The sequence below is a fragment of the Futiania mangrovi genome, from assembly GCF_024158125.1.
GTDB lineage: Bacteria > Pseudomonadota > Alphaproteobacteria > Futianiales > Futianiaceae > Futiania > Futiania mangrovi.
Genome location: NZ_JAMZFT010000004.1, coordinates 1 through 23,997 on the forward strand (window position 1 = coordinate 1; position 23,997 = coordinate 23,997).

Sequence of the window (23,997 nt, forward strand, 5' to 3'; positions counted from 1 at the left end):
GCCAATGATACTGTGTCAAAAGACACGGGAAAGTCGGTAACCGCCAAGCCTAAACAGTCAAGAAAAACAAACCTCTCCTGATGTTCTCATTGCCGCGGGGTGGAGCAGCCCGGTAGCTCGTCAGGCTCATAACCTGAAGGTCGCAGGTTCAAATCCTGCCCCCGCAACCAACTTTACCGAACGGATCACGTTTGGATTGCCAGCCCCTCGTTGAGGGGTTTTTTGTTTTGGGGTTTTCGCCGGCAGTGCGGTGAGAGTTCCCGTGTCGGGGGGAGTGCCCGTTCAAAAGAGGGCGGTCATGGCAATGCGTCTCCACGCCCCGGTAGCAAGCGCTGTGGGCTGTGCTGTCTGGCTGGACTGGCGCGGCGAGCCGGGTTGCGTATCACGGGGGTCGTGGACGCTGGCTCGTCCGCGCCGCGCGCATCTCTACGGTTCGATCACGATCTTGCCGAGGTGCGTGTTGGTGCGCATGAGGTCGTAGGCGCTCGTAATGTCCTCTAGGGGGAAGGCAGCGACGACGGGCAGGGCAATGCGTCCCGCCTCGACATGGTGCTGCAGGGCCTCCGCGGTCGCGGCGACGATCGCCGCGATCTCCACGTCAGAGCGGGTGCGGAAGGTGACGCCGATATAGCTCAGCCGCTTCAGCGCATGCAGGTCGAATTCGAACGGGCCGGACATGCCGCCGAGACGGCCGACGTTGACGATCCGGCCAAGGATCGCTGCGGCCAGCATGCTGCCGTTAACCGTTTCGCCGGACACCATGTCGATGACGAGGTCGACGCCCTTGCCGCCGGTGAGTGTGCGCACCCGCTCCGGCCAGTTCGGATCGGTCGTGTTCACGCCCTCGTCCATGCCATGCGCCTTGAGCGCGGCAAGCTTCTCGTCCGAGCGGGAGGCGCCGATCACCACCGACGCGCCCATCAGCTTCGCGATCTGCATGCCGACGATGCCGACGCCCGATGCCGCGCCTTGTACGAGGACGCTCTCGCCCGACCTGAGGCCGCCATTGGTCACGATGGCGTCGTACATGGTCTGCAGGGCGACCGGCAGGGTCGCCGCCGTGCGCCAATCCACGCCCGCGGGCACCGGCATGGCGTGGCGCTGGTCGATGACGCAATAGCCCGCATAGGCCCCCGCCGTCATGCCCATCACCCTGTCGCCGGGCGTCCATCGCTCGACACCGTCGCCCGCCGCGACGACCTCGCCCGCGAACTCAAGCCCCGCGATGGGGTAGCTTTGGCCCGCGCCGACCTGCCGGTGGTTGGCATTTAGCGCGAGGTCCGCGCGGTTGAGGCCCGCGGCCTTCACGCGGACGAGAAGCTGGCCGGCGGACGGCGCGGGGTCGGGAATGTCCTGGACCGAAAGAGCTTTCGTGCCGTTCGTCTCGACGATCAGTGCGGCGCGCATCGCGTGTCCCCCTTTGTCCGTTCAGCGGCCCTTGAAGCGGGCGTCGCGCTTCTCGCGGAAGGCGGTGGTGCCCTCGTCGAGGTCCTCGGTGTTGCCGAGATCGCGGAAGGAGCGGGATTCGAAGCGCAGCCCGTCCTCCATCGTCCGTCCGAGGGAGCGCAGCATCACCTCCTTGCCCAATTGCTGGGCGAGCGGGGCGCGCGTCGCCAGCTTCGTGGCATAGGCGACCGTCTCCTCCAGCAGGGTTTCCTGCGGCACGATCCGGTTGACGAGGCCGATGCGGAACGCGTGCTCGGCGTCGATCCGGTCTCCCGACAGAAACATCTCCATGGCGTTGCCGAGGCCGACGATCCACGGCAGGCGTATCAGTGCGCCGTCGCACGGGTGGAAGCCCCACTTCACGTCCTGGATCGCGAACTCCGCGTTGGGCGAGCAGAAGCGCATGTCGCAGGCCAGCGAAATCTCCAGCCCGCCGGAGATGGCGAAACCGTTCACCGCGGCGATGACGGGCTTCCAGATTTCCATGTTCCGGGTGATGCCGCCGATCCCGTAGCCATTGGTATATTTCTGCCGGAATTCGGGGAGCGGGCGCCCGCCGAAATTCATCGTGTAGGTCTTGAGGTCGGCCCCCGCGCAGAATGCCTTGGAGCCCGCACCCGTGAGCACGCACACGCGCGCGTCGTCGTCCGCGTCGAACTCTTCCAGCGCGGCGGCAAGCGCGTCGTTCGCCGCGAAGTCGAGGGAGTTCATCTTGTCCGGGCGGTTGATCGTGACGATCCGCACGTGGCCCTGGCTTTCGTAAAGGATGTCCTCGCTCACGCTTTCGATCCTCCCTTGCGAGCAATGTGTGGCAGTGCGCTTCTCCGCGCGACGACCTCGGGCGCACTTTTCCGTTTGCACAAGCCTAAGGGCGGCACCGGCCCCAAGTCCCGAAAAACTGGCGTATTTTCTGTGGGGCACGCATGCATACCAACTATGCAGCGGCTTGCTTCCGGAGGCCCTGACGCGGGACCGGGCGGGTTGCGCCACGCGGGCGATGGGTCGTGAGGGGCGGTGTGCGGCGCACCATCCCCATGCTTCCATATGTCGAAATGACGTTCAACTGATCGAAATATTGTGGAAATTTCCTGTGCGGCGGTGCGCAAGAACTGCACCCGGATCCGCTCCGCTCCGCATGTTCGGAAGGATGCGTCGTTGCCCCCTCGATAGGTCTTTCCCATGAGACCTTTGTGGCGGGCCAGGGGGAGGGCCGATTGACGGACCCCTCTGTTTTCCGTACCGTTTCTCGAACAAGCGTTCGGTTACGTCGATCTCTCATCCCGCGTCCTGCGACAGTGCAATGGCAGGAGGGAGGGCGGTCCTGCAACCCGCAAGCGGTGCTCCACGACAATGGCACCTGCGGGAACGGGTGAGTTTTGCCCGCACGAAACGAAAACAAGGTCAAGGGAGGCAAGCATGTTCGGGACGAGGGGCATGACAGCGGTGCTCGCGGGCGTCTTCGCCGTCGCGGGGCCGGCAGCGGCCGAAACGGTGAAGATCGGCGCCGTGCAGGGTTTGAGCGGCCCGCCCGCGATCGTCGATTTCGGCGAGAGCTACCTGCAGGGCAACCAGCTTGCGCTGAAGGAGTACAATGCGAACAATCCGAAGCACCAGATCGAATTCATCGTCTACAACGACGAGGCGAACCCGCAGCGCGCGGTCTCGCTGGTGCAGCGCCTGATCAGCAACGACCAGGTCTCGATCGTGGTCGGTACCGTGAACAGCGGCAATGTCGCCGCCTTCGCGCCGATCATGCAGCAGGCCCGCGTGCCGCTGATGGCCGGGCCGGCGATCGCGACCAACATCACGGCGAAATTCATCGACCAGGATCCGAGCTACATCTTCCGCTGCTCGATGGTCGAGAAGTACCAGGTCGATGCGATCCTCGACTGGGGCGTGAAGACCTTCGACAAGATCGGCATGCTCCACGGCACCACGGGCTACGGCATGTTCGCCGCCGGCGAGATCCAGAAGGGCATGGAGGAGCGGGGCGTCAAGCTCGTCGCGGTCGAGAGCGGCTCGCCGCAGGCCAATGATGTGACGCCGCAGGCGCTGCAGCTGAAGAACGCAGGCGCGGAACTTGTCCTGCTGTTCCACGACAGCTTCGAGCTTCTGTACCGCGCGCTGCCCAAGGCCGACTACCGGCCCGTGATCGCGGGCAACTGGGGCATGTCCTCGCAGATGATCCTGAACATCCTCGGCAAGGAGGCGCTCGAAGGCTCCGTCATGGGGCAGGCGCTCGACATGAACGACCCCAAGGCGCAGGAGTTCGATGCGAAGATGAAGGCCGAATACGGCGACAAGTACCGCTGGCCGGTCGTCGCCTCGCTCGGCTACGACGCAATGCGCCTCGTCCTGCAGGCCGTGGACATGGCCGGGGGCGACCGCGATGCGATCCGTGACGCGCTGGAGAAGATCGACAATTTCGACGCCGTCTCCGGCACGCCCGCCAAGCCGTTCGGCCCGAAGGATCACGAGTGCCTCGACGCCGACAACGTGTTCCTCGGCGTGTGGCGCGACGGCCAGGTCGTGAAGCTCGAGCAGTAGGAAAAGCGGTGGCAGGTCCGGTCCGGGGCACCCGCGGGGGGCGTCCCGGGCCGGTCTGCATCGCTCACTGCCGTCCTTCGCGGCCAACTTCTCCGAACACATGGGCGGGACCATGAGTCTGTCTGATTTCGTTCAGGTGCTGATCACGGGCATCGCCATGGGGGGCATCTACACCCTGATGGGGAAGGGCCTCTTCATCACCTTCCTGACGACGCGCGCGCTCAATTTCGGGCAGGGCGACTTCCTGATGATCGCGTCCTTCATGGCGATGGCCATGATGCTGTCCGGCGTGCCGGTGATCGTCACGGTGGCGGTCACGCTGCTGGTGATGATTGTGCTGGGTCTCGTGCTGGAGCGCGTGGCGATCCGGCCCCTGTCGGTGCACCTTGAAGGCAGCGGCGCGAGCCTGGCCTGGATCCTGACCACGCTGGGCTTCGGCATGTTGCTGCAGAACGTGGTGACGCTCGTCTGGGGCAAGTCGCGCTACTATTCGCCGCCGCTCTTCTCGTCCGGCGAAAGCCAGGTCGTGACGATCTTCGGCGCAGGCGTCTATCTGGAGGAGCTGGTGGTAGCGGGCCTCGCGCTGCTGGCGGTCGCGGCACTCTACTGGCTGCTGTTCCGGCACCGTTGGGGCAAGGAGATCTCGGCGGTGGCCTTCGACAAGGACACCGCCGCGCTGCTCGGCATCAACGTGCGCCGCGTGGTGATGCTCTCCTACGCGATCATGGGCGTGCTGACCGCGGTGGCGGGCATCCTCGTCGGCCCGATCACGACGGTGCAATCGCACATGGGCCTTCTCTTCATCGTCAAGGGCTTCGCGGCGGTGTGCATCGGCGGGTTCGTGAACCCGGTCGGCATCCTGATCGCGGGCATCGGCTTCGGGGTCGTAGAGGCGTTCAGCAACTATTTCGATTCCGCCTTCGGGGACCTCTACCCGTTCGTGCTGTTCCTTCTCTTCATCGTCGTGCGGCCGGCCGGCATCTTCGCCGAGCACCGCGCGGATGTCCGGTAGGCCAGAGGCATGCATCACATCCGCTACATCGTCGCCGCGCTGCTGATCGCCGGACTGCCCTACCTGGCGCCGAACGACTACTACCTGCACATGGCGCAGGACATCGCCATGGTCGCCATCGCGGCGATCGGGCTCAACATCCTGCTGGGACTCTCGGGCCAGTTGTCGCTGGGACAGGCCGGGTTCTTCGCGCTGGGCGGATACGGCTCGGGCATTCTCGCCACCAACTATGGCTGGCCGCTGTGGGCCAGCATCCCCGTCGGCATCGCCGTCGCCGCGGTGGCTGGGGTCCTGATCGGTCTCGTGGCGCTGCGCGCGCGGACGCACTACCTCGCCATGGCGACGCTCGCCTTCGGCCTGATCGTGGAGATCCTGGCGCAGCGTTGGGTCGACCTGACGGGCGGCTCGATGGGCCTGATCGGGGTGCCGCAGCTCAACCTCGGCGATTTCGCGAACGGGTCGCTCTATTTCTTCTGGATCGTCGCGGGCACACTCCTCGTGGTGCAGATGCTCAACGACTACCTGATGCAGTCGCACCAGGGCCGCGTGCTGCACTCGATCCGCGAGAGCGAGAGCTTCGCGCAGACAGTGGGCATCAACGCTGCCGTTTGGCGCGCGGGCGTGTTCGTCGCCGCGGCGGTCCTGGCCGGCATCTCCGGCATCTTCTTCGTGCACCAGTCGGGCTATGTCAGCAGCGACGCATTCGGCCTCGACCGCTCCATCGCGCTACTGATCGCGGTCGTGATCGGCGGGCTGGGGCGGCAATACGGCCCGCTGGTCGGAGCCGTCGTCGTGGTGCTGCTGAACCAGTTCATCGCCGATCTTTACGAGTACGCGATGTTCATCTTCGGCGGCATCCTGCTGGGGGTGATGCTGTTCTTCCCCGGCGGCGCGGTCGGCATGTTCGAGCTGGCCTTCGGCCGGTTCCGCCGTGCAGCCGACCGGGAGAGCGACCGTCCCTCGGGCGAGCGGCCAGCCCCGCGGCATTTCACGCGCACGGCCGCCGCGGGCGACGGCCCCGTGCTGGAACTCGAAGGCGTCAGCAAGTCGTATGCCGGCGTCGTCGCGGTCGACAAGCTGAGCATGGCCATCCAACCGGGCACCATCCATGCGCTGATCGGCCCCAATGGGGCGGGCAAGAGCACGGCCATCAACGTGATCGCCGGTCTCTACCGCGCGAACGGCGGCACGATCCGCTTCCGTGGCCAGGACATCACGGAGCTTGCAGCCTGGCGGCGCGCGCGGCTCGGCATCGCGCGGACGTTCCAGAACCTCCAGCTGATCCGCAACCTGACGGTCTGCGAGAACGTGATGCTGGGCCTCCGCGAGGGGCAGCGCGGCTTCGTGCCGGGCTTTGCGCGCTGGCTTGCCACGCCGCGCTTCGAGGCGGAGGAGCGCGAGGAGGCGATGGAGCTTCTGCGCTATCTCGGCATTGCCCGCTTCGCCGACGTGAAGCCCGGCAGCCTGTCCTACGGCCACCGCAAGCTGTGCGAACTGGCCCGCGCGCTGGCGCAGCGCCCGACGCTCATGCTGCTCGACGAGCCCATCGCGGGCCTCAACGACGAGGAGGTGCGCGAGATCGCCAACGCCATCAAGCTGCTGCGCGAGCTTGGCATCACTGTGCTGATCGTCGAGCACAACATGGGCTTCGTCATGAGCGTGAGCGATGCGGTGACGGTCCTCGACTATGGCGAGCGGATCGCGCAGGGCACGCCGGAGGAGGTCCAGCGCGACCCGAAGGTGATCGCCGCCTATCTCGGAACGGAGCCGGTGTCGTGATCGAAGCGAGAGACATTTCCGTCAGGATCGGCGAGATCGAGATCCTCCACGGCATCGACCTCGACGTGCCGAACGGCTCCGTCGTGACGGTGGTCGGAGCCAATGGCGCGGGCAAGACGACACTGCTGCGCGTGCTCTCACGCCTGGCGCCGCTGACCAAGGGAACGATCCGCTTCGACGGCGAAGTCATCGACCGGATGGAGCCGCACAAGCTCGCCCAGCGGGGGCTGGTACACGTGCCGCAGGGCCGGCAGATCATTCCCAGCCTGTCGGTCGAGGACAATCTGCTGATCGGTGCGAACCGCATCCCCGGCCTCGAGGATGCGGAGAAGGCCCGCCTGCTGGAGCAGGAATACGCACGCTTCCCCGTGCTGAAGGAGCGCCGCGCGATCCCCGGCGGCTCGCTGTCGGGCGGGGAGCAGCAGATGCTGGCGGTCTCGCGCGCGCTGATGATGAAGCCGAAGCTGCTGATGCTGGACGAGCCCTCGCTCGGCCTCGCGCCGCAGATCGTGCGCGCCATCCTCGACGCGCTGCGCGACCTCAGCCGGGACGGCATGACCGTGCTGCTGGTGGAGCAGGCGGCCTTCACCGCGTTGAAGATCGCCGACGTCGGCTATGTGCTGCAGAACGGCCGGGTTGTCCTGTCGGGTCCGACAGGAGACCTGCTGAAGGATTCCCGGCTGATCGAACGATACTTGGGTTGAGGCAGAAAAGGGAGGCGGCCATGACGGACGTCTATGTCGTCGGCATCGGAATGACCCCGTTCGGGAGGTTTCTCGACAAGTCGGTCAAGGATCTCACGCGCGAGGCGGTGACGGGCGCGCTCGACGATGCGGGCGTGGACAAGGATGCCGTCGGCGCGGCGTTCTTCGCCAATGCCTCGCAGGCCGCGATCGAGGGGCAATACATGATCCCGGGCGAAATCGCGCTGCGCGACATGGGCATCGGCGGCATCCCGGTAACCAATGTCGAGAACGCATGCGCCAGCGCCAGCACGGCCTTCCACCTCGCCTACGGGCAGATCAAGGCGGGGCTCACCGACGTGGCGCTCGCGGTCGGGGCGGAGAAGATGTTCGACGCCGACAAGACGAAGAGCTTCGCCGTCTTCAACGGCGCCTGGGACGTGCACGAGGCCGACAAGATCACCGGCAACCTGATGAAGCTCGCAGAGGGTGTCGAGACGCCGCCGGAGCGGGCCGGAGACAACCGCATGCGCAGCGTCTTCATGGACGTCTACGCGGCGCTGGCGAAGTTCCACATGAAGACCTTCGGCAGCACGGAGCGGCAGTTCGCCGCCGTCGCGGCCAAGAACCACCACCATTCGACCATGAACCCGCTGTCGCAGTACCGCAACGACATGACGGTCGAGGAGGTGCTGGCCGCGCGCATGATCTCGTGGCCGCTGACCCTGCCGATGTGTGCGCCGATCAGCGACGGCGCGGCGGCGGCGATCCTGTGCACCGAGGACGCGCTCGACCGCTTCGACCGGTCGCGGGCGGTGAAGGTCCATGCCTCGGTGCTGGCGACCGGCATCGACAGGCAGCCGGAGGAGGTCGACAAGCACATCACGCACCTCGCGGCGAAGAAGGCTTACGACGTCGCGGGGCTCGGGCCCGAGGACATGTCGGTGGCCGAGGTACACGACGCCTCCGCCTTCGCCGAGGTGGTGCAGGCCGAAAACCTCGGCTTCTGCGAATTCGGCCAGGGCGGCTGGCTGGCCGAGCAGGGGGAAACCGCGCTCGGCGGACGCATCCCGATCAACACCTCGGGTGGGCTCGAATCCAAGGGACACCCGATCGGGGCGACGGGCCTCGGCCAGATCTACGAGCTTGTGACCCAGCTTCGCGGCGAGGCGGGCGCCCGCCAGGTGGAGAAGGCGCGCTTCGCCATCGCGGAGAACGGCGGCGGCTTCCAGGGTTACGAGGAGGCGGTCGCCTGCATCACGATCCTCGGACGGGAGTAGGGGCCGCGCCATGAACATCGCCAATCTGCTGCGGTCGACCGCCCGGTCCTTCGCCGACCGGCAGGCGCTCTCCTTCGGCGACCGGCCGGTCCACACCTATGGCTCGCTTCACGACCGGGCGGCCCGGCTGGCGGCTGGCCTGCGCGGGCTGCCCGGCATGCAGCCCGGCGACCGGGTTGCGCTCGCCATGAAGAACTGCCCGCAATATTTCGAGACGATGTGGGCCTGCTGGCAGGCAGGGCTCTGCGCCGTGCCGATCAATTCCAAGCTGCACCCGCGCGAGTTCGCGTACATCTTCGAGAACACGGGCGCGCGGCTGGCGTTCGTCACGTCGGACCTGGCCGAGGCGCTGACCCCGCTTTCGGGCGAGATCGACACGCTCGACCGCGTCGTGTGCGTGGAGGATGCCGAGTACGAGACGCTCTGCCGGCATGAGCCGCTTGAGATGCAGGCGGTGGCCGAGAGCGACCCGGCCTGGCTCTTCTACACCAGCGGCACGACCGGGCGTCCCAAGGGGGCGGTGCTGTCTCATCATGCGCTGCTGGCGATGACGTTGCGCTATTACGCCGACGTCGACCATGTCGGCCTCGACGACCACATGATCCATTGCGCGCCGCTGTCACACGCGAGCGGGCTCTATTCCCTGCCCCACATTGCCAAGGGATCGGGGCACGTCATCCCAGCGAGCCAGGGCTTCGACCCGGCGGAGGTGTTCGACCTCATCGCCATGTATCCGAACGCCACGATCTTCTGCGCGCCGACGATGGTCACGCGCATGACGGCGCACCCGGGGGCGGAGGGCGTGAAGCCCGGCCAGTTCCGGACGATCTTCTACGGCGGCGCGCCCATGTACCTGGAGGATCTCAAGCGCGCGCTGGCGAAGTTCGGGCCGTGCCTGTGGCAGGGCTACGGCCAGGGCGAGATGCCCAACACGATTACCTTCCTGTCGAAGGCCATGCACGCCGACACCGCGCACCCGCGCTTCGAGGAGCGCCTGACCACGGTCGGCGTGCCGCGCACGGGCGTCGAGGTGCGCATCGTCGACGAGGACGACAACGACCTGACCCCCGGCGAGATCGGCGAGGTGATCGCGCGCAGCGACCTGTGCATGTCGGGCTACTGGAACAACCCGGAGGCCTCGGCGAAGACGCTCCGCGGCGGCTGGCTGCACACGGGCGACCTCGGCAGCATGGACGAGGAGGGCTTCCTCACGCTCAAGGACCGGTCCAAGGACCTCATCATCTCGGGCGGCACGAACATCTACCCGCGCGAGGTTGAGGAGGCGCTGCTGATCCATCCGGGCGTACTCGAATGTTCCGTGATCGGGCGGCACCACCCGGACTGGGGCGAGGAGGTGGTCGCCTTCGTCGTCACCCGCGAAGGCCAAAGGCCGAGCGAGGCGGAACTCGACCGCGTGTGCCTCGACAATATCGCGCGGTTCAAGCGGCCGAAGGCCTATTTCTTCATCGATGCGCTGCCCAAGAGCGCCTATGGCAAGATCCTGAAATCCGAGCTTCGGGAGATGCTCAAGGCAGGCGCCTGAAGCGCCCGCCAACGCCCGTCTTCCGCGAAGGGTGGCAGGGGCGGGAGTGCGCCGCCTAGCGCGCCGTCAGGATTGCGCCGTCCCGCGCGCGCGGATCGCGCGGCCTCCACTGGCCGCAATCGACCGTCTGCACGAAGTCGAGCAGAAGCGCGTTGAACCGCTCTGGCTCCTCCAGGTTGATCGTGTGGCCGGTGTTCGGCAGCACGGCGAGCGCGGAATTGGGGATAGTCCGCTTCATCAGCAGACCGGGTTCGAGGCAGGGCCAGTCCTCGTCGCCCGTAACGATCAGGGTCGGTGCGGTGATACCCTTCATCTGCTCCACCAGTTCGTAAAGCGACGGGCGCCGCTTCTGCACGCCGCGCATCGTGTTGGCCGACCCCTTCTCGGAGTGTTCGGCGAGGTTGTCTCGAAATTCCGCCCAGCCGCGCGGGTCCTTGTTCTGATGCTGGATGCGCATGGGCCCCTCGGCGTAGATTGCCGCGGCCTTCTCCATTCCCAGTTCCTCGAACTGCGCCGCCGCGCGCTCCGCCTCCTCGGCGAACTGGTCGCGCTTGCCGGGCTCGGCGCCATAGCCGCAGCCCGCGACCAGGAGCGAGAGCGTGCGCTCCGGATAGGCGATGCCGAAATGCAGGGTCGCGAAGCCGCCCATGGAGAGGCCGACGATGTGCGCCCTCTCGATGCCGAGCCCGTCCATCACCGCGCGGATGTCGTCGCGCGCGCGGGCCTGGGAATAGGCGCTTGCGTCCTCGGGAATGTCCGAGGGGTGATAGCCGCGTGCCGAATAGGTGATGCAGCGATGGCGCCGGGCGAGCGCGCGCACCTGCGGCTCCCAGCTCCGCCAGTCGCCGGCGAACTCATGCACGAAGACGATGGGCGTGCCGCTGCCCGTGTCCTCGCAGTAGAGCGCGACGCCGTCGTCCGTCCTGATCCAGCCCATCGGTCCATCCCCCTTCGCCAAGTCTTTTGCGTTTCCGGCCGGTGGCGCACCGGCCCCCTCTCAGACGACCACGAAGCCGTGCGCGAACGGGTCCCGGTCGTCGATGAAGATCGTATTGAAGCCGGTGACGCGCGCCCATCCCGCGATGGAGGGCACGATGGCCGGTCGGCCCCCGACCTCGGTCGCGGCTTCCACCCGGCCCTTGAACAGCGAGCCGATAATGCTCTCGTGCACGAAGTCGTCGCCGGGCTTGAGCTTGCCCTTCGCGGCGAGCTGCGCCATGCGTGCGGACGTGCCCGTGCCGCAGGGCGACCGGTCGATGGCCTTCTCGCCATAAAAGACGGCGTTGCGGGCGTGTGCCTGAGGGTTGCGCGGCGCGCCGGTCCACAGGATGTGGCTGAGGCCGCGGATCTCCGGGTGCTCGGGATGCACGAACTCGTATTTCGCGTTGAGCGCGGCGCGCAGTTTCGGGCTCCAGCCGATCAGCTCGCCCGCCGTATGGTCGGCGATGTCGCGGAAGGCCTTCTGCGGCTCGACGATGGCGTAGAAGTTTCCGCCATAGGCGACGTCCACCGCGACCTCGCCGAGCCCGTCGACTTCCGCGGTCAGCCCCTCGGAATGCAGGAAGCCTGGCACATTGGTCAGGCGCACCTCCTCCACGAACCGGCCCTCCTGCCGGTACACGACGTCGACGCGGCCCGCGGGCGTGTCGAGCGCGAGCTTGCCGGGGTGGCGCGGGCTGACGAGGCCGTTTTCCAGCGCGATGGTGACCGTGCCGATGGTGCCGTGGCCGCACATCGGCAGGCAGCCCGACGTCTCGATGAACAGGACGGCCACGTCGCAGTCCTCGCGCGTCGGCGGATAGAGGATCGCGCCCGACATCATGTCGTGGCCGCGCGGTTCGAACATCAGGCCCGTGCGGATCCAGTCGTGCTCGGCGAGGAAATGCGCCCGCCGCTCCAGCATGGTCGCGCCCTGAAGCTGCGGCCCGCCGCCCGCGACGAGGCGCACCGGGTTGCCGCAGGTATGCCCGTCGATGCAGAGGAAGGTGTGCTGTGCCATCGGTCCCGGCCTCTCCGCCTCAGAACAGCGACAGGTCCGGCCGTGCCGCGATTGCCGCGCGCACTGTCGCTTCCACGGCGGCGCGTCGCTCACCGGTCAGCGGCTGGCGCGGCGCGCGCACATGCTCGGTCGAGCCGATCTCGATGGCTTCGGCGAGCTTGATGTTCTGCACGAGGAAGGTCGACACGTCGAGGTCGAGCAAGGGCCGGAACCAGCGGTAGATCGACCGCGCCTCGGCAATGCGGCCCGCCTGCACCAGCTCCCAGATCTTCACGGTCTCGCGGGGAAAGGCGAGCACGAGACCGGCGACCCAGCCGACCGCGCCCATCAGCATCGCCTCCAGCGCCAGGTTGTCCACGCCCGTCAGCACGGCGTAGCGGTCGCCTAGCCGGTTGACGATTTCGGTCGTCCGGCGGATATCGTCGGAGCTTTCCTTGATCGCCACCATGAGCGGGTTTTCCGCCAGGTCCTCCATCATGTCCGGGGTCACGTCCACCCGGTAGCCCACGCGGTTCGAATAGATCATCACCGGGAGGCCGCCCGCGTTCGCGATGGCGTCGAGGTTCGCGATCGTTTCCGCCCGGTCCGTGTGGTAGATCGGCGAGGGCACGACCATCAGCCCGTCGGCCCCGGCCTTCGCGGCCTTCGCGGCCAGTTCGCAGGCCTCCCGCGTGCCCGGCTCCGACACGGTCAGGAGAGCGGGCTTGTTCCCGGCTGCCGCCTTGCACAGGCGCAGTACCTCGATGCGTTCCTCATGGCTCAGCATGTTGCCTTCGCCCAGCGTCCCGCACGCGATCAGCCCGTGGCAGCCCGCCTCCATCAGCAGGCCGTAGCACCGCTCCATCTCCGCGCGGTCGAGGGCGCCGTCCGCTGTGAACTTGGTCGAGACGGCGGGGAGGATGCCTTGCCACATGGGTCGTGTCCTTTCTTCGGTCGGGCCGGGCGCGCCGGGCGTGCCGGCGCGGGTGTCGAGTCTGCGCGGCCCCGGCGTTTTGCGCCAGAGCCTCCTCGCGAATACCTGCACGGCGCCCCCGCGCCTGTCCGCCCGTATGCGGGGGTGGTTTGCGCGCCCCGCACTTGCAGGCGGCCGGGCGCTGGCCGCACACTCGGGCCCAGCGCCGACAACAGGAAACGCGCGGCCGGCACAAGGGGGAAGCGGAGCCATGCACACCGACCGGATCATCTGCACGCGCGAGGGCGCCATCGGACGCATCGTCTTCAACAATCCCGAGCGGCACAACGCCATGTCCTACGACATGTGGGTGGCGGGCGAGGCGGCGGTCCGCAGGCTCGCCGAGGATGGCGAGACCCGGGTGATCGTGCTCACCGGCGCGGGCGACAAGGCGTTCGTCGCCGGCGCAGACATCTCGAAGTTCGAGAAGGAGCGCGGCAGCGCCGGCGCGATCGAGGAATACAACGCCGCCGTCGCGCGCTTTCAGGACACGCTTGCCGCCGTCGCCCTGCCGACCATCGCCATGATCGGCGGCTATGCCATCGGCGGCGGGCTCGCCATCTCGATCTGCTGCGACATCCGCATTGCCTCAGACGACAGCCGCTTCGCCATTCCGGCGGCCAAGCTCGGCCTCGGTTACGCCATGCCGGGCGTGGCCAAGCTGATGGAGGTGGTGGGCCCCGCCTTCGCCAAGGAGATCTTCTTCACCGCACGGCAGTTCGACGCGGCCGAGGCCCTGACCATGGGCCTCGTCAACCGCGTCGTGCCGCGCGCCGAGCTTCGGGCGACGGTCGACGACTACACCGCCCGCATCTCCGAGAATGCGCCGCTGACGATCCGGGCCGCCAAGGCCGCCTTGACCGAACTGGTGAAACCCGAAAGCCAGCGCGACGGGGACCGCGTCGACGCACTGGTCGACGCCTGTTTCCACAGCGAGGACTACCAGGAGGGCCGCCGGGCCTTCATGGAGAAGCGCAAGCCCGCCTTCCAGGGGCGCTGAGGCACGCATGGGCGCTGGCAAGTTCCGTGTCGGCTACCTCGACCGCGTGCCGCATCCGGCGTTCCTCGACGCCATGGCGCCCGCCCGGGATGCCGTCGACCTCGTCTGCATCCCGTCCGGCGGCGATCCGGAGGAGGTGACGCGCATGCTCGCCACCTGCCACGGCTATTACATCTCCGCCGCGCGCGACGAGCTGCCGCGCCGCTGGCACGCGACCGCGGCCTTTCTCGATACGATGCCGAACCTGCTGATCGTGTCGAGCCAGGGCGCCGGTCACGATACGATCGACGCCGCCGCCTGCGCGGCGCGCGGGGTCGCTGCGTGCTGCCAGTCGGGCGGCAATGCGGAAGGCGTGGCGGAGCAGACGCTGGGCGTGATCCTCAGCCTGCTGAAGCGCGTGCCGGAGGGCGACGCCGCGATCCGCAGGGGCGAGGCGCGCGACCGCTCCCGCCTTCTGGGACGCGAGCTTGCGGGCCGCACGGTAGGCCTTGTCGGCATCGGCAATATCGGCACGCGCACGGCTCATTACCTCAAGGCGTTCGGCTGCCGTGTTCTGGCTCACGACCCTTATGTGGACCGCGAAACTTGCGCCGTGCGCGGGGCGGAGAAGGTGGACCTCGCAAGGCTTCTGGCCGAAAGCGACATCGTCAGCCTGCATTGTCCCCTGACCGTTGAGACGGCGGGCATGTTCGGGGCGGAGGCGTTCGCGGCCATGCGCCCGGGCGCGCTGTTCGTGACGACCGCCCGCGGTGGCATCCATGACGAGGCTGCGCTCCACGACGCGCTCGTTCGCGGTCACATCGCAGGCGCAGGCCTCGACGTCTGGGCCGTGGAGCCGCCGCCGCCCGGCCATCCGCTGCTCAGCCACCCCGCCGTCATCGCGACGCCGCACATCGCGGGCGTCACCGACGAGAGCCGCAGGCGCGTGACAGCGATGGCGGCGGAAACCTTCATCGCGGTCTCCCGGCGCGAGGTGCCGCCGCGCCTGATCGAACCGGCCTCGGCGGATGCGGTACGCGCGCGTCTTGCGGCGGCGGTCTGGTAAGGGGCGGGGGCTGCGTTAGACTGGGCGGCAGGGACAGGAACACGTCAGAAGGGGCAAGCGACGACATGGACAAGCGCGACATCGTCATCGACACGGCGGACGGACAGGCGAAGGCCACAGTCTTCGGGGACAAGGGCGGGCCCGGCGCGATCGTCTACATGGACGCCTTCGGGCCGCGCCCCGGCCTCGACAGCATGGCGGAGCGGCTGGCCGCGGCGGGCTACACCGTGCTCGTACCCGACCTCTTCTACCGGGAGGCGCCCTACGGTCCCTTCGATGCGGCGACAGCCTTCGACGATCCGGAAAAGCGCGCGCAGATCATGCACCTGATGAAGGTGACGACGCAGGACATGAGCGTACGCGACACCGCCGCCTTCCTCGACGCGCTGGCGGCGGAGGGGGCGGGCGGACCCGTCGGCGTCGTCGGCTACTGCATGGGGGGCGCCAGGGCGCTCAACGCGGCGGCCGCCTACCCCGACAGGATCGCGGCGGCAGCGAGCTTTCACGGCGGGGGCCTCGCGAGCGACGCGCCCGACAGCCCGCACCGCCGCGCGGGCAGCATCCGCGCCCGCGTCTATGTCGCGTCTGCGGGCGTGGACGGCAGCTTCCCGCCGGAACAGTCGGCCAGCCTCGCCCAGGCGCTGCGTGAGGCCGAGGTCGACCACATCATCGAGAACTATATGGGCAAGCTGCACGGCTGGGCGGTGCCCGACCACAAGGTGTTCGACGCCGAAGGGGCGGAGCGGCACTGGACGCGCCTGCTCACGCTCTTCGCAGAGACGCTGAAGGTCTGAACCAGCCGTCCGCGCTATTTCCGCGCGGCGAAGAAGGCCTTGATGGCGGCCTGCATCTCCGGCGTGCGGCCCGCCGCATCCTGCAGGTCGCGCTCCGTGTCGAGCGCGTCGTCGAGGCCCACGTCGCCTGCCTGCGCGATCAGCTTCTTGGTGCCCGCGATCGCGTGCGGGGCGAGCGTGGCGAGTTTCTTCGCGACCGCGTCGGCTTCCCCGGCGAGCGCTGCATCCTCCACCACCTTCCAGACGAGGCCCCAGTCGCACGCCTGCTCCGCCCCGATCCGGTCGCCGAGCAGCATCATGCCCGCGGCGCGCATCCGGCCCATCATCTGCGTGAGGAACAGCGTGTTGCCCGCGTCCGGCACGAGCGCGATGCCCACGAACGGTTCGTAGAAGAAGGCCGACTTCGCCGCCAGAACGATGTCGGCGGCGAGCGCGATGCCGACCGCGGCGCCGGCGCACGGGCCGTTGACCGCTGCGACGATCGGCAGGGGCGAATGCCGCATCTGGCGGACCAGCGGATTGAAATGCGCCTCCAGCACATGGCCGAGGTCGGGCGTCGTCCCCTCCGCGAGGGTCGAGAGGTCGTAGCCCGCGCCGAACGCGCGCCCCTCGCCCGTCAGGATCACGGCGCACACGTCCGGGTCGTCCTCTGCGCGCGCCAGGGCGTGGCCGATCTGGTCGGCCGTCTCGTTGCGGAAGGCGTTGAGCTTGTCGGGCCGCGCGAGTGCGATACGCGCGACCCCGTCCCCCGTCGCGTAGCTGATGTCGGAATAGCCGGTCATGCGCGCGTGCTCCCTCGTCGATTGGCTCGTCAGCTGGCGGTCTTGAGCCGCCATTCCAGTTGCGGAAGCCGGTCTACGCCGAAGAAGCCCTCCCCGTCGAGCACGAAGAAGGGTGCGCCGATGGCCCCGTCGGCAGCCGCCCGGTCCACGGCGGCGAACAGGCGGGCCTTGGCGTCCGCGCCCGTCATCCCCTCCGACACGAAGGCCCCGTCATGGCCGAGGGACTCCGCCACCTCCCGTACGACCGTTTCTTCCGAGATGTCGCGGCCATGCAGCATGTAGGCCTCGAACACCGCGCGGCCGAAGACGCGTGCCGCCGCCACATCCGTCTCCGCGATGGTGTGATAGAGCCGCGCGGGCAGGACGGAAGACACGGGGATTCGCTCCGGATGCCGGTAGGGCACCCCGAGGAATGCCGCCGACCGCACCATGTCCGCCATCAGGTAGGCCGTGCGCACGGGCGAGGCGAGCGGCGGGTGGATGCCTTGCGCCTTCAGCACGGCCCAGTTCGGCACCGGGTTCCAGACGATCTCGCGCCCGTGTTCGGCGGCGATCCGGTCGGCGGCGTCGAGCGCGAACCAGGAATAGGGCGAGGCGAGGTCGAGGTGCAGGGTGATCGGGCTTGCCATGGTCAGAACCGGAAGACGCCGTAGCCCGGATCGACCGGCGGCGCGTTGAGTGCGGCGGAGATGGCGACGCCCAGCGCGTTGCGCGTGTCGACGGGGTCGAGGATGCCGTCGTCCCACAGGTTCGAGGTCGAGTAATAGGCCGACAATTGCTCCTGGTAGGCCGCGCGCGTCTGCGCCCACAGCGCGTCGACCACGGCCTGGTCGACCTCACCGCCATTGCGGCGCATCTGGTTGACCTTCACCTCCGCCAGCGTGTTCGCCGCCTGGTCGCCGCCCATGACGCCGATCTGGTGGTTTGGCCAGGCAAAGAGCAGCCGCCCGTCGAAGGCGCGTCCGCACATGCCGTAATTGCCCGCACCGAAAGACCCGTTGCACATGACCGTGAACTTCGGCACGTGCGAGCAGCTTTGCGCCATGATCATCTTGGCGCCGTCCTTGGTGATGCCGGCGCGCTCGTAGGCGCGGCCCACCATGTAGCCGGTGATGTTCTGCAGGAAGACGAGCGGCGTGTTGTTCTGGTTGCACAGCTCCATGAAGTGCGCGCCCTTCAGCGAGCTGTCGTTGAACAGCACACCGTTGTTGGCGAGGATGCCGACCTTGAAGCCCCAGATGTGCGCATAGCCGCAGACGAGCGTGGTGCCATAGTCCGGCTGATATTCGTGGAAGCGGCTGCCGTCGACGATGCGGGCGATGACCTCGCGCATGTCGAACTGCGTCTTGATGTCGTCGGGTACGATCCCGTAGAGCTCCTCCGGGTCGTAGGCGGGGTCTTCCGGCGTCTCGCGCTGGATGTCCCACTTCTTGGGGCGCTCCCATTGGGCGACGATCTCGCGCCCGATCAGGATCGCCTCGTCCTCGGACGACGCCGCGTAGTCGCAGGTGCCGCTGACGGTCGTGTGCATGTCGGCGCCGCCCAGCTCCTCGACCGTGACCTCCTCGCCCGTTGCCGCCCGCACCAGGGGCGGCCCGCCGAGGAACACCGCGCCCGTGCCGCGCACGATGACGTTGTAGTCCGACAGGCCCGGGATGTAGGCGCCGCCCGCCGTGCAGTGTCCGAAGACGAGGGCAAGCTGCTTGCAGCCGAGCTTCGACAGGATCGACTGGTTCCGGAACACGCGCCCGCCCATGTACTTGTCGGGGAAGAGGTCGGCCTGAAGCTGCAGGAAGCCGCCCGCGGAATCGCACAGGTGCACGACCGGCAGCCGGTTCTCGATCGCGATGTCGAGGCAGCGGACGATCTTCTTCACCGTCAGCGGGTACCAGGCCCCGCCCTTCACGGTCGGGTCGTCGGCGTGGATCATCACCTCGCGGCCCGAGATCACCCCGATGCCGGTGATGCAGCTCGCCGACGGCGACTCGCCGCCATAGGACATGTTGGCCGCGAGCGATGACAGCTCCAGGAACGGTGTGCCGGGGTCGAGCAGCTTCTCCAGCCGCTCGCGCGGGCGCATCTTGCCCTGGCGCGCGAGCCGGTCGAGGTCGCGCTGCGGACGGATATGGCGGGCCGCCTCCTGCTTCTCGCGGAAGATGCGGACAAGCTCCCGGTTGTGGGCGGCGTTGCGCCGGAAGTCCGCGCCCGACGGGCTGATCATCGACTGGATCTTTCGCATCGGTTCAGTCTCCGTCCGCCAGCGGTTCGAGGCGGGCGACCACCTCGTCCTTGTCGAAGGTCTCGCCCGCGCGCTTCAGGACCTCGGCGACGACGCCGTCGCGGGGCGCGGGCAGGGCGGTCTGCAGCTTCATGCTCTCGATGGTGAGCACTGTCTCGCCGCGCGCGACCGCCTCGCCCGGCTGCTTCTGGACCGAAACGACGGCCCCCGGCATCGGCGCGTGGATGTCGTCGTGGCCGCCGCCCGCGCGCTCCGCCTCCTCGCGCGGGTCGATGACCTCGATGTCGAATGTGCGCCCCCCGATCCGGACGTGGCGCAGGCCGCCCGCGCCTGCGTGGACGAGCGCCACATGTTCCCCGTCGAGCGTCATGTCGCGCGCGCCTGCGCCGGCTCCCGGCACCGCCTCGACCGTGCGCAGCCGCCCGTCGATGCGTAGCACGAGATGCGGCCTGCGGCGCACGATCTCGATGTCGTGTTCGGCCCCATCGAGGGTGAGTTTCACCGCCATCGCTCAGTTCCTCCAGAAGCCGATGGAGGCGTGCGGCTCCGGCGTGCCGAGCGCGAGGTCCCGGAACGCGGGCGTCGCCAGCGCCGCCGCGATCAACGCCGCGTCGCGCGTGCGCGCGTCCGCCGCGCCCGCCGCCAGCGCCCCGGCATGTTCCGCCACGAAGCCCGTATGCAGCCGCCCGTCCGCGAAGGCCGGGTGCCCGATCACGCGCGCCAGATAGTCGATGTTGGTCTTCACGCCGAGCAGATGGAGGTTCGAGAGTGCCTCCAGCGTGCGCGCGACGGCCTCGCCCCGGTCGGCCCCGTGCACGACCAGCTTGGCGAGCATCGGGTCGAAGTCGGCGGTGACCTTCTGCCCTTCTGCCAGCGCGCTCTCGAACCGGATCCAGGGCGCGCGCGGCACCGAGAGAAGGCGGATCGCTCCCGTCTCCGGCATGAAGTCGCGGTCGGGGTCCTCCGCGCAGATGCGGCACTCGATGGCGTGGCCTTGGGTGCGCACGCCGTCCTGCGCCACGGGCAGGCCCTCGCCCGCGGCAATCGCGATCTGGGCCGCGACGAGGTCGAGGCCCGCGATCATCTCGGTCACCGGATGCTCGACCTGCAGGCGCGTGTTCATTTCCAGAAAGAAGAAGCGTCCGTCGGCGCCCAGGATGAACTCGACCGTGCCCGCGTTGCGGTAGTTCGAGGCGCTGGCGAGGCGGACTGCCGCCGCGCAGATCTCGTCGCGCAAGGGTGCGGGCAGGTTCGCCGCGGGCGCTTCCTCCACGATCTTCTGGAAGCGGCGCTGGATCGAACATTCGCGCTCGAACACGTGGATCGCGTTCCCTGAGCCGTCGCCCAGCACCTGCACCTCGATGTGGCGGGGCTCCTCGACATAGACCTCGGCATAGATGCGCCCGTCGCCGAAATAGCGTTCCGCCTCGCTCGCCGCGATGCGGGCCGCTTCCCTCAGGCCGGCGGCGTCGCGCACGATGCTGATGCCCTTGCCGCCGCCGCCCGCCGCCGCCTTGATGAGCAGCGGGAAGCCGATCTTCTCCGCCGCCGCGATGAAGGCGTCGAGGTCGCCGTCCGACAGCGCCGAGGGGGCGACCGGCACGCCGTGCTTCTCCGCGAAGGTGCGGGCCGAGATCTTGTCGCCCATCAGCGCGATCACGTCCGCGTCAGGCCCGATGAAGACGAGGCCTGCTTCCGCAACCGCGCGTGCAAAGCCCGCGTTCTCCGACAGGAAGCCATAGCCGGGGTGGATCGCCTGCGCCCCCGTCCTCTGCGCAGCCGCGATGATCTGCGCGCCGTCGAGGTGGGCTGCGACCGGCGTCTCGCCTGTGATCTCCACCGCCTCGTCGGCCATCAGGACGTGCGGGCTCTTCGCCTCCACTGCGTGATGGATGGCAACCGACGCGATGCCGAGGTCGCGCAAGGTCCGCATGACGCGCACGGCGATCTCGCCGCGGTTGGCGATCAGCACCTTGGCGAAGGGGCGCGCGCTCATGCTGCGTCCTCCACCGCCTCGCCGGCCCAGGCGCTCAAGGGGCCGCCCGGCGCCACCCAGTCGGCGGGCACCGGCACGGGCATGTCGAGCAGGATCTGGGCATAGGTCTTGCCTTGGGGGTCGTGGCGCAGAGATGCGACGCCGCCGCCGCCCAGCGCCTCGCGCAGCAGCAGGTTGAGGCCGTCTACACCCGGCCAGTCGAAGCGGGTGACCTCGCCTGCGAACAGATGCCCCATCCAGCGGTGGACGGCGTCCTCTGTCACGGCGGCGCGGATCAGGGGCAGGAAGGCCGCCTCGCGCGCCAGGATGCCGATGTTCGCCATGTCGCCCTTGTCGCCGGAGCGTCCGTGCGCCAGCGCGATCAGCGGCACGCGCACGCGGGGTCCGTCCGTCGCGGCGCTCTCCGCGGCCTGCGTCTGGCTGGCGGGTTCGGGCTCGGCGTTGGGAATGTGGATGGGGATCGCTTCGCGGCGGTCGCCGATTTCGATCTCGACTGGCACGTCGGCCTTGTCGGCGAGAAATGAGAACAGCCGCACCACCGGCTGCGGCGTGGGCCTGCCGCCCGCGAAGCCCGTGATGCCCTGCGCCATCGCCGTCGCCGCGGGGTAGATCTCCCGCGCGAAGATGTCGAGCGCCTCGCGCGATGCGTGCCGCACGCCGATCTTCAGGATCACCTCGCGCGCGTCCCTGGCCCGACTTGCGGGACCGTAGAGTGTCTCGGCCCCCAGCACCTCGATGGAGGTCTCGCTGAAGCCCGGATGCCCCGCCGCTGCCATCAGGCGCGTGGCGCGGGCAAGGATCGCCGCGCCCACACGTTCGGCCTTCGCGACCGCGTCGCGGCCCGCGATCATCATGGTGACGCTCGCCCGCCAGCCGTCGGGGTAGGTGGCGCTGACCTTGTAGCTGCGCGTCGGCGCGCGGCCCTTGGCGCCGCTCACACGGACGCGGTCCGGTCCCTCCTGCGTCAGCGTTACGCCGCGCCAGTCGCAGGTGACGTCGGGCAGCACATAGGACGCCGGGTCGCCCACCTCGTAGACCATCTGTTCCGCCACCGTACGGGTCGTCACCTTGCCGCCGGTCCCCTCGGGCTTGGTCAGCACGAAGCTGCCGTTGCCCGCGCACTCGGCGACCGGAAAGCCCATGCGGTCCCAGCCCTCGATCTCCTCCCAGTCGGTGAAGATGCCGCCCGTGGTCTGCGTGCCGCATTCGAGGATGTGCCCGGCGAGGCTGCCTGCCGACAAGAGGTCGTGGTCGGTCTCCCGCCAGCCGAACTCGTGGATCAGCGGCCCCAGCGCCAGCGCGCTGTCGACGCAGCGCCCGGTGACGACCACGTCGGCCCCGCGCGCCAAGGCCTGCGCGATGGGGAAGGCGCCGAGATAGGCGTTCACGCTGGTCAGTTTCGCGGGCAGGGCAGCGCCGGTGAACATCTCGCGCGTGCCTTTCGCGCGCAAGGCGTCCACCCGGTCCGAGAGGTCGTCGCCGTGCACGACCGCGACCTTCAGGGGCACGCCCGCCTCCGCGAAGGCTGCTTCCAGCGCGGCCTTGCAGGCGTCCGGGTTCACGCCGCCCGCATTGGTCACAACCTTGATGCCCTTCGCGGCGATCTCGTGCGCGAGCGGTGCCATCACGTGGCTCACGAAGTCGGTGGCGTAGCCAAGCTCCGGCTTCTTCGCCTTCATCCGGGCGAGGATCGACATGGTGATCTCGGCCAGGTAATCGAGGATCAGGTAGTCGATGCCGCCGTCGCGCACGAGTTGGGCGGGCCCCTCCGGCGTGTCGCCCCAGAAGCCCGCGCCGCCGCCGATGCGGACGATTTTCCCCTTGCCGCTCATTGCCCGGTCCAGTTCGGGGCGCGCTTGCCGGCGAAGGCCGCGAAGCCCTCGCGCGCGTCCTCGGTACGGGCCATGTTGGCGAGCATGAACTGCGCGTATTCCAGCGCGGCATCCGTGCCCATCTCCCGGATTCGGTTCAGCCCCTGCTTGCCGAGGCGGATGCCGGTCGGGGACTTGGTGGCGATGCGGTTGGCGAGCCAGGCGGTCTTTGCGTCAAGCTCCGCCGCCGGGACCGCATAGTTGACCAGCCGGTCGGCCACGCCGTCGGCTGCCGTGATCGGCTCGCCGGTCAGGCACAGTTCCATCATCAGCCGGTAGGGGATGGTGCGCAGCAGATAGGGCAGGATCATCATGGGGAACAGGCCGACCTTGACCTCGGAGACGCCAAGCAGCGCATCCTCGCGCGCCACCACCACGTCGCAGGCCGACACGAGGCCAAGCCCGCCCGCCAGCGCATGGCCGTTCAGCTTCGCGATCAGCGGCAGGCGGCAGGCATCCATCCGCCGCAGCAGGTCGGCGACATAGTGCTTCGGGTCGGCGGCATCGATGGTGAAGGGGCTGCCGTCGGCGGCGGGTTGCAGGTCGCCGCCCGCGCAAAACGCCTTGTCGCCCGCGCCGCTCAGCACGATGCAGCGCACCTCGCGGTCGGCCTCCGCTGCATCCAGCGCGGCCACGATGCCGCGGGCCACGTCGGCGTTCAGCGCATTGCGCCGCTCCGGCCGGTTGATGACGACGGTCAGGACGGCACCGTCCCGTTGCGTCTGCACGACATCGCTCATGCCGATCCTCCCAAGCCTGTTTCGCGGGCGTTCTTGGCCGCTCCGGCTGCGCCCGCTTTCCCTCTAAATGACTTCAATTCAGCAATTCTGTCAATCGGCGCGGTGGGCACGGCAAGCAAGTGGCAGGCACGCTTCTGTCCTGCAGGATTTTCAGATCTTGCGGGCGCGTTTTCGGGGCACTCCTGCGCCTGATGGCCACAGCCTCGCTCTGCTTGACTGATGAAGCCTGTTCATTATAGCGTTTCGGAAACACCAACAGCCGATGCCGCGATGGTCCTGCGGGCCGCGC

General features: G+C 68.4%; 21 protein-coding genes and 1 tRNA gene. 10 read left to right on the forward strand and 12 right to left on the reverse strand.

Annotated features, from left to right (window positions below; all coding sequences use genetic code 11):
• The first annotated feature begins 93 nt into the window (after positions 1–93).
• Positions 94–170, forward strand: a tRNA-Met gene (locus NJQ99_RS14830).
• Between the two features lie 256 nt (positions 171–426).
• Here NJQ99_RS14830 and NJQ99_RS14835 read toward each other — a convergent pair.
• Together NJQ99_RS14835 and NJQ99_RS14840 are read right to left on the reverse strand one after the other, a co-directional pair.
• Complete coding sequence (locus NJQ99_RS14835) at positions 427–1,407, reverse strand: quinone oxidoreductase family protein (protein WP_269333659.1); 981 nt, start codon at positions 1,405–1,407, stop codon at positions 427–429.
• A gap of 21 nt (positions 1,408–1,428) precedes the next feature.
• Complete coding sequence (locus tag NJQ99_RS14840; protein ID WP_269333660.1) at positions 1,429–2,226, reverse strand: enoyl-CoA hydratase/isomerase family protein; 798 nt, start codon at positions 2,224–2,226, stop codon at positions 1,429–1,431.
• A gap of 636 nt (positions 2,227–2,862) precedes the next feature.
• On the opposite strand from NJQ99_RS14840, the gene NJQ99_RS14845 reads away from it, so the two are divergent.
• The 6 genes from NJQ99_RS14845 (at position 2,863) to NJQ99_RS14870 (ending at position 10,290) form a co-directional block, all read left to right on the forward strand.
• Positions 2,863–3,993: an ABC transporter substrate-binding protein gene (locus tag NJQ99_RS14845; RefSeq protein ID WP_269333661.1), complete on the forward strand. Its 1,131-nt coding sequence runs from the start codon at positions 2,863–2,865 to the stop codon at positions 3,991–3,993.
• Positions 3,994–4,105: 112 nt separating this feature from the next.
• Positions 4,106–5,005 carry a branched-chain amino acid ABC transporter permease gene (locus NJQ99_RS14850; protein ID WP_269333662.1) on the forward strand — a complete coding sequence of 300 codons (900 nt, stop codon included), beginning with the start codon at positions 4,106–4,108 and terminating at the stop codon, positions 5,003–5,005.
• A gap of 9 nt (positions 5,006–5,014) precedes the next feature.
• On the forward strand, positions 5,015–6,784 hold the full coding sequence (locus NJQ99_RS14855) for a branched-chain amino acid ABC transporter ATP-binding protein/permease (RefSeq protein ID WP_269333663.1): 1,770 nt from the start codon (positions 5,015–5,017) through the stop codon (positions 6,782–6,784).
• Positions 6,781–7,488 (forward strand): ABC transporter ATP-binding protein, encoded by a 708-nt coding sequence (locus NJQ99_RS14860; protein WP_269333664.1) that lies wholly within the window; start codon positions 6,781–6,783, stop codon positions 7,486–7,488. Before NJQ99_RS14855 ends, NJQ99_RS14860 begins: the two co-directional genes overlap by 4 nt.
• Positions 7,489–7,508: 20 nt before the next feature.
• The gene (locus NJQ99_RS14865; protein WP_269333665.1) at positions 7,509–8,747 is read left to right on the forward strand and encodes a thiolase family protein; all 1,239 of its coding nucleotides are present in this window, start codon (positions 7,509–7,511) and stop codon (positions 8,745–8,747) included.
• A 10-nt stretch (positions 8,748–8,757) separates the two neighbouring features.
• A complete protein-coding gene (locus tag NJQ99_RS14870) occupies positions 8,758–10,290 on the forward strand; it encodes an acyl-CoA synthetase (protein ID WP_269333666.1) in 1,533 nt (510 codons plus the stop codon).
• Between the two features lie 55 nt (positions 10,291–10,345).
• On the opposite strand, the gene NJQ99_RS14875 is transcribed toward NJQ99_RS14870, so the two are convergent.
• The 3 genes from NJQ99_RS14875 to NJQ99_RS14885 are packed head-to-tail and all read right to left on the reverse strand — an operon-like array spanning position 10,346 to position 13,202.
• Positions 10,346–11,227: an alpha/beta fold hydrolase gene (locus NJQ99_RS14875; protein WP_269333667.1), complete on the reverse strand. Its 882-nt coding sequence runs from the start codon at positions 11,225–11,227 to the stop codon at positions 10,346–10,348.
• A 60-nt stretch (positions 11,228–11,287) separates the two neighbouring features.
• A complete protein-coding gene (locus tag NJQ99_RS14880) occupies positions 11,288–12,289 on the reverse strand; it encodes a 4-hydroxyproline epimerase (RefSeq protein ID WP_269333668.1) in 1,002 nt (333 codons plus the stop codon).
• Between the two features lie 19 nt (positions 12,290–12,308).
• Positions 12,309–13,202 carry a dihydrodipicolinate synthase family protein gene (locus tag NJQ99_RS14885; protein ID WP_269333669.1) on the reverse strand — a complete coding sequence of 298 codons (894 nt, stop codon included), beginning with the start codon at positions 13,200–13,202 and terminating at the stop codon, positions 12,309–12,311.
• Between the two features lie 250 nt (positions 13,203–13,452).
• Between NJQ99_RS14885 and NJQ99_RS14890 the strand changes: the two genes are divergently transcribed.
• From NJQ99_RS14890 to NJQ99_RS14900, 3 genes are all read left to right on the forward strand, one after another.
• Positions 13,453–14,241 (forward strand): enoyl-CoA hydratase, encoded by a 789-nt coding sequence (locus NJQ99_RS14890; RefSeq protein WP_269333670.1) that lies wholly within the window; start codon positions 13,453–13,455, stop codon positions 14,239–14,241.
• A gap of 7 nt (positions 14,242–14,248) precedes the next feature.
• Positions 14,249–15,286, forward strand: coding sequence for an NAD(P)-dependent oxidoreductase (locus NJQ99_RS14895; RefSeq protein WP_269333671.1), 1,038 nt, complete (start codon positions 14,249–14,251; stop codon positions 15,284–15,286).
• A 65-nt stretch (positions 15,287–15,351) separates the two neighbouring features.
• Positions 15,352–16,080 carry a dienelactone hydrolase family protein gene (locus NJQ99_RS14900; protein WP_269333672.1) on the forward strand — a complete coding sequence of 243 codons (729 nt, stop codon included), beginning with the start codon at positions 15,352–15,354 and terminating at the stop codon, positions 16,078–16,080.
• A gap of 14 nt (positions 16,081–16,094) precedes the next feature.
• On the opposite strand, the gene NJQ99_RS14905 is transcribed toward NJQ99_RS14900, so the two are convergent.
• Genes NJQ99_RS14905 through NJQ99_RS14935 form a run of 7 tightly spaced genes read right to left on the reverse strand, consistent with a single transcriptional unit; the run spans position 16,095 to position 23,708 of the window.
• Positions 16,095–16,862, reverse strand: coding sequence for an enoyl-CoA hydratase-related protein (locus tag NJQ99_RS14905; protein WP_269333673.1), 768 nt, complete (start codon positions 16,860–16,862; stop codon positions 16,095–16,097).
• A 29-nt stretch (positions 16,863–16,891) separates the two neighbouring features.
• Positions 16,892–17,491 carry a 2-hydroxychromene-2-carboxylate isomerase gene (locus tag NJQ99_RS14910; protein ID WP_269333674.1) on the reverse strand — a complete coding sequence of 200 codons (600 nt, stop codon included), beginning with the start codon at positions 17,489–17,491 and terminating at the stop codon, positions 16,892–16,894.
• A 2-nt stretch (positions 17,492–17,493) separates the two neighbouring features.
• The gene (locus tag NJQ99_RS14915) at positions 17,494–19,101 is read right to left on the reverse strand and encodes an acyl-CoA carboxylase subunit beta (protein WP_269333675.1); all 1,608 of its coding nucleotides are present in this window, start codon (positions 19,099–19,101) and stop codon (positions 17,494–17,496) included.
• Positions 19,102–19,105: 4 nt separating this feature from the next.
• The gene (locus tag NJQ99_RS14920; protein ID WP_269333676.1) at positions 19,106–19,609 is read right to left on the reverse strand and encodes a biotin/lipoyl-containing protein; all 504 of its coding nucleotides are present in this window, start codon (positions 19,607–19,609) and stop codon (positions 19,106–19,108) included.
• Positions 19,610–19,612: 3 nt separating this feature from the next.
• Positions 19,613–21,097 (reverse strand): acetyl-CoA carboxylase biotin carboxylase subunit, encoded by a 1,485-nt coding sequence (locus tag NJQ99_RS14925; protein ID WP_269333677.1) that lies wholly within the window; start codon positions 21,095–21,097, stop codon positions 19,613–19,615.
• Positions 21,094–22,929: an acyclic terpene utilization AtuA family protein gene (locus NJQ99_RS14930; RefSeq protein WP_269333678.1), complete on the reverse strand. Its 1,836-nt coding sequence runs from the start codon at positions 22,927–22,929 to the stop codon at positions 21,094–21,096. The genes NJQ99_RS14925 and NJQ99_RS14930 overlap by 4 nt, the downstream gene beginning before the upstream one ends.
• Positions 22,926–23,708, reverse strand: coding sequence for an enoyl-CoA hydratase-related protein (locus NJQ99_RS14935; RefSeq protein ID WP_269333679.1), 783 nt, complete (start codon positions 23,706–23,708; stop codon positions 22,926–22,928). Before NJQ99_RS14935 ends, NJQ99_RS14930 begins: the two co-directional genes overlap by 4 nt.
• Positions 23,709–23,997 lie beyond the last annotated feature (289 nt).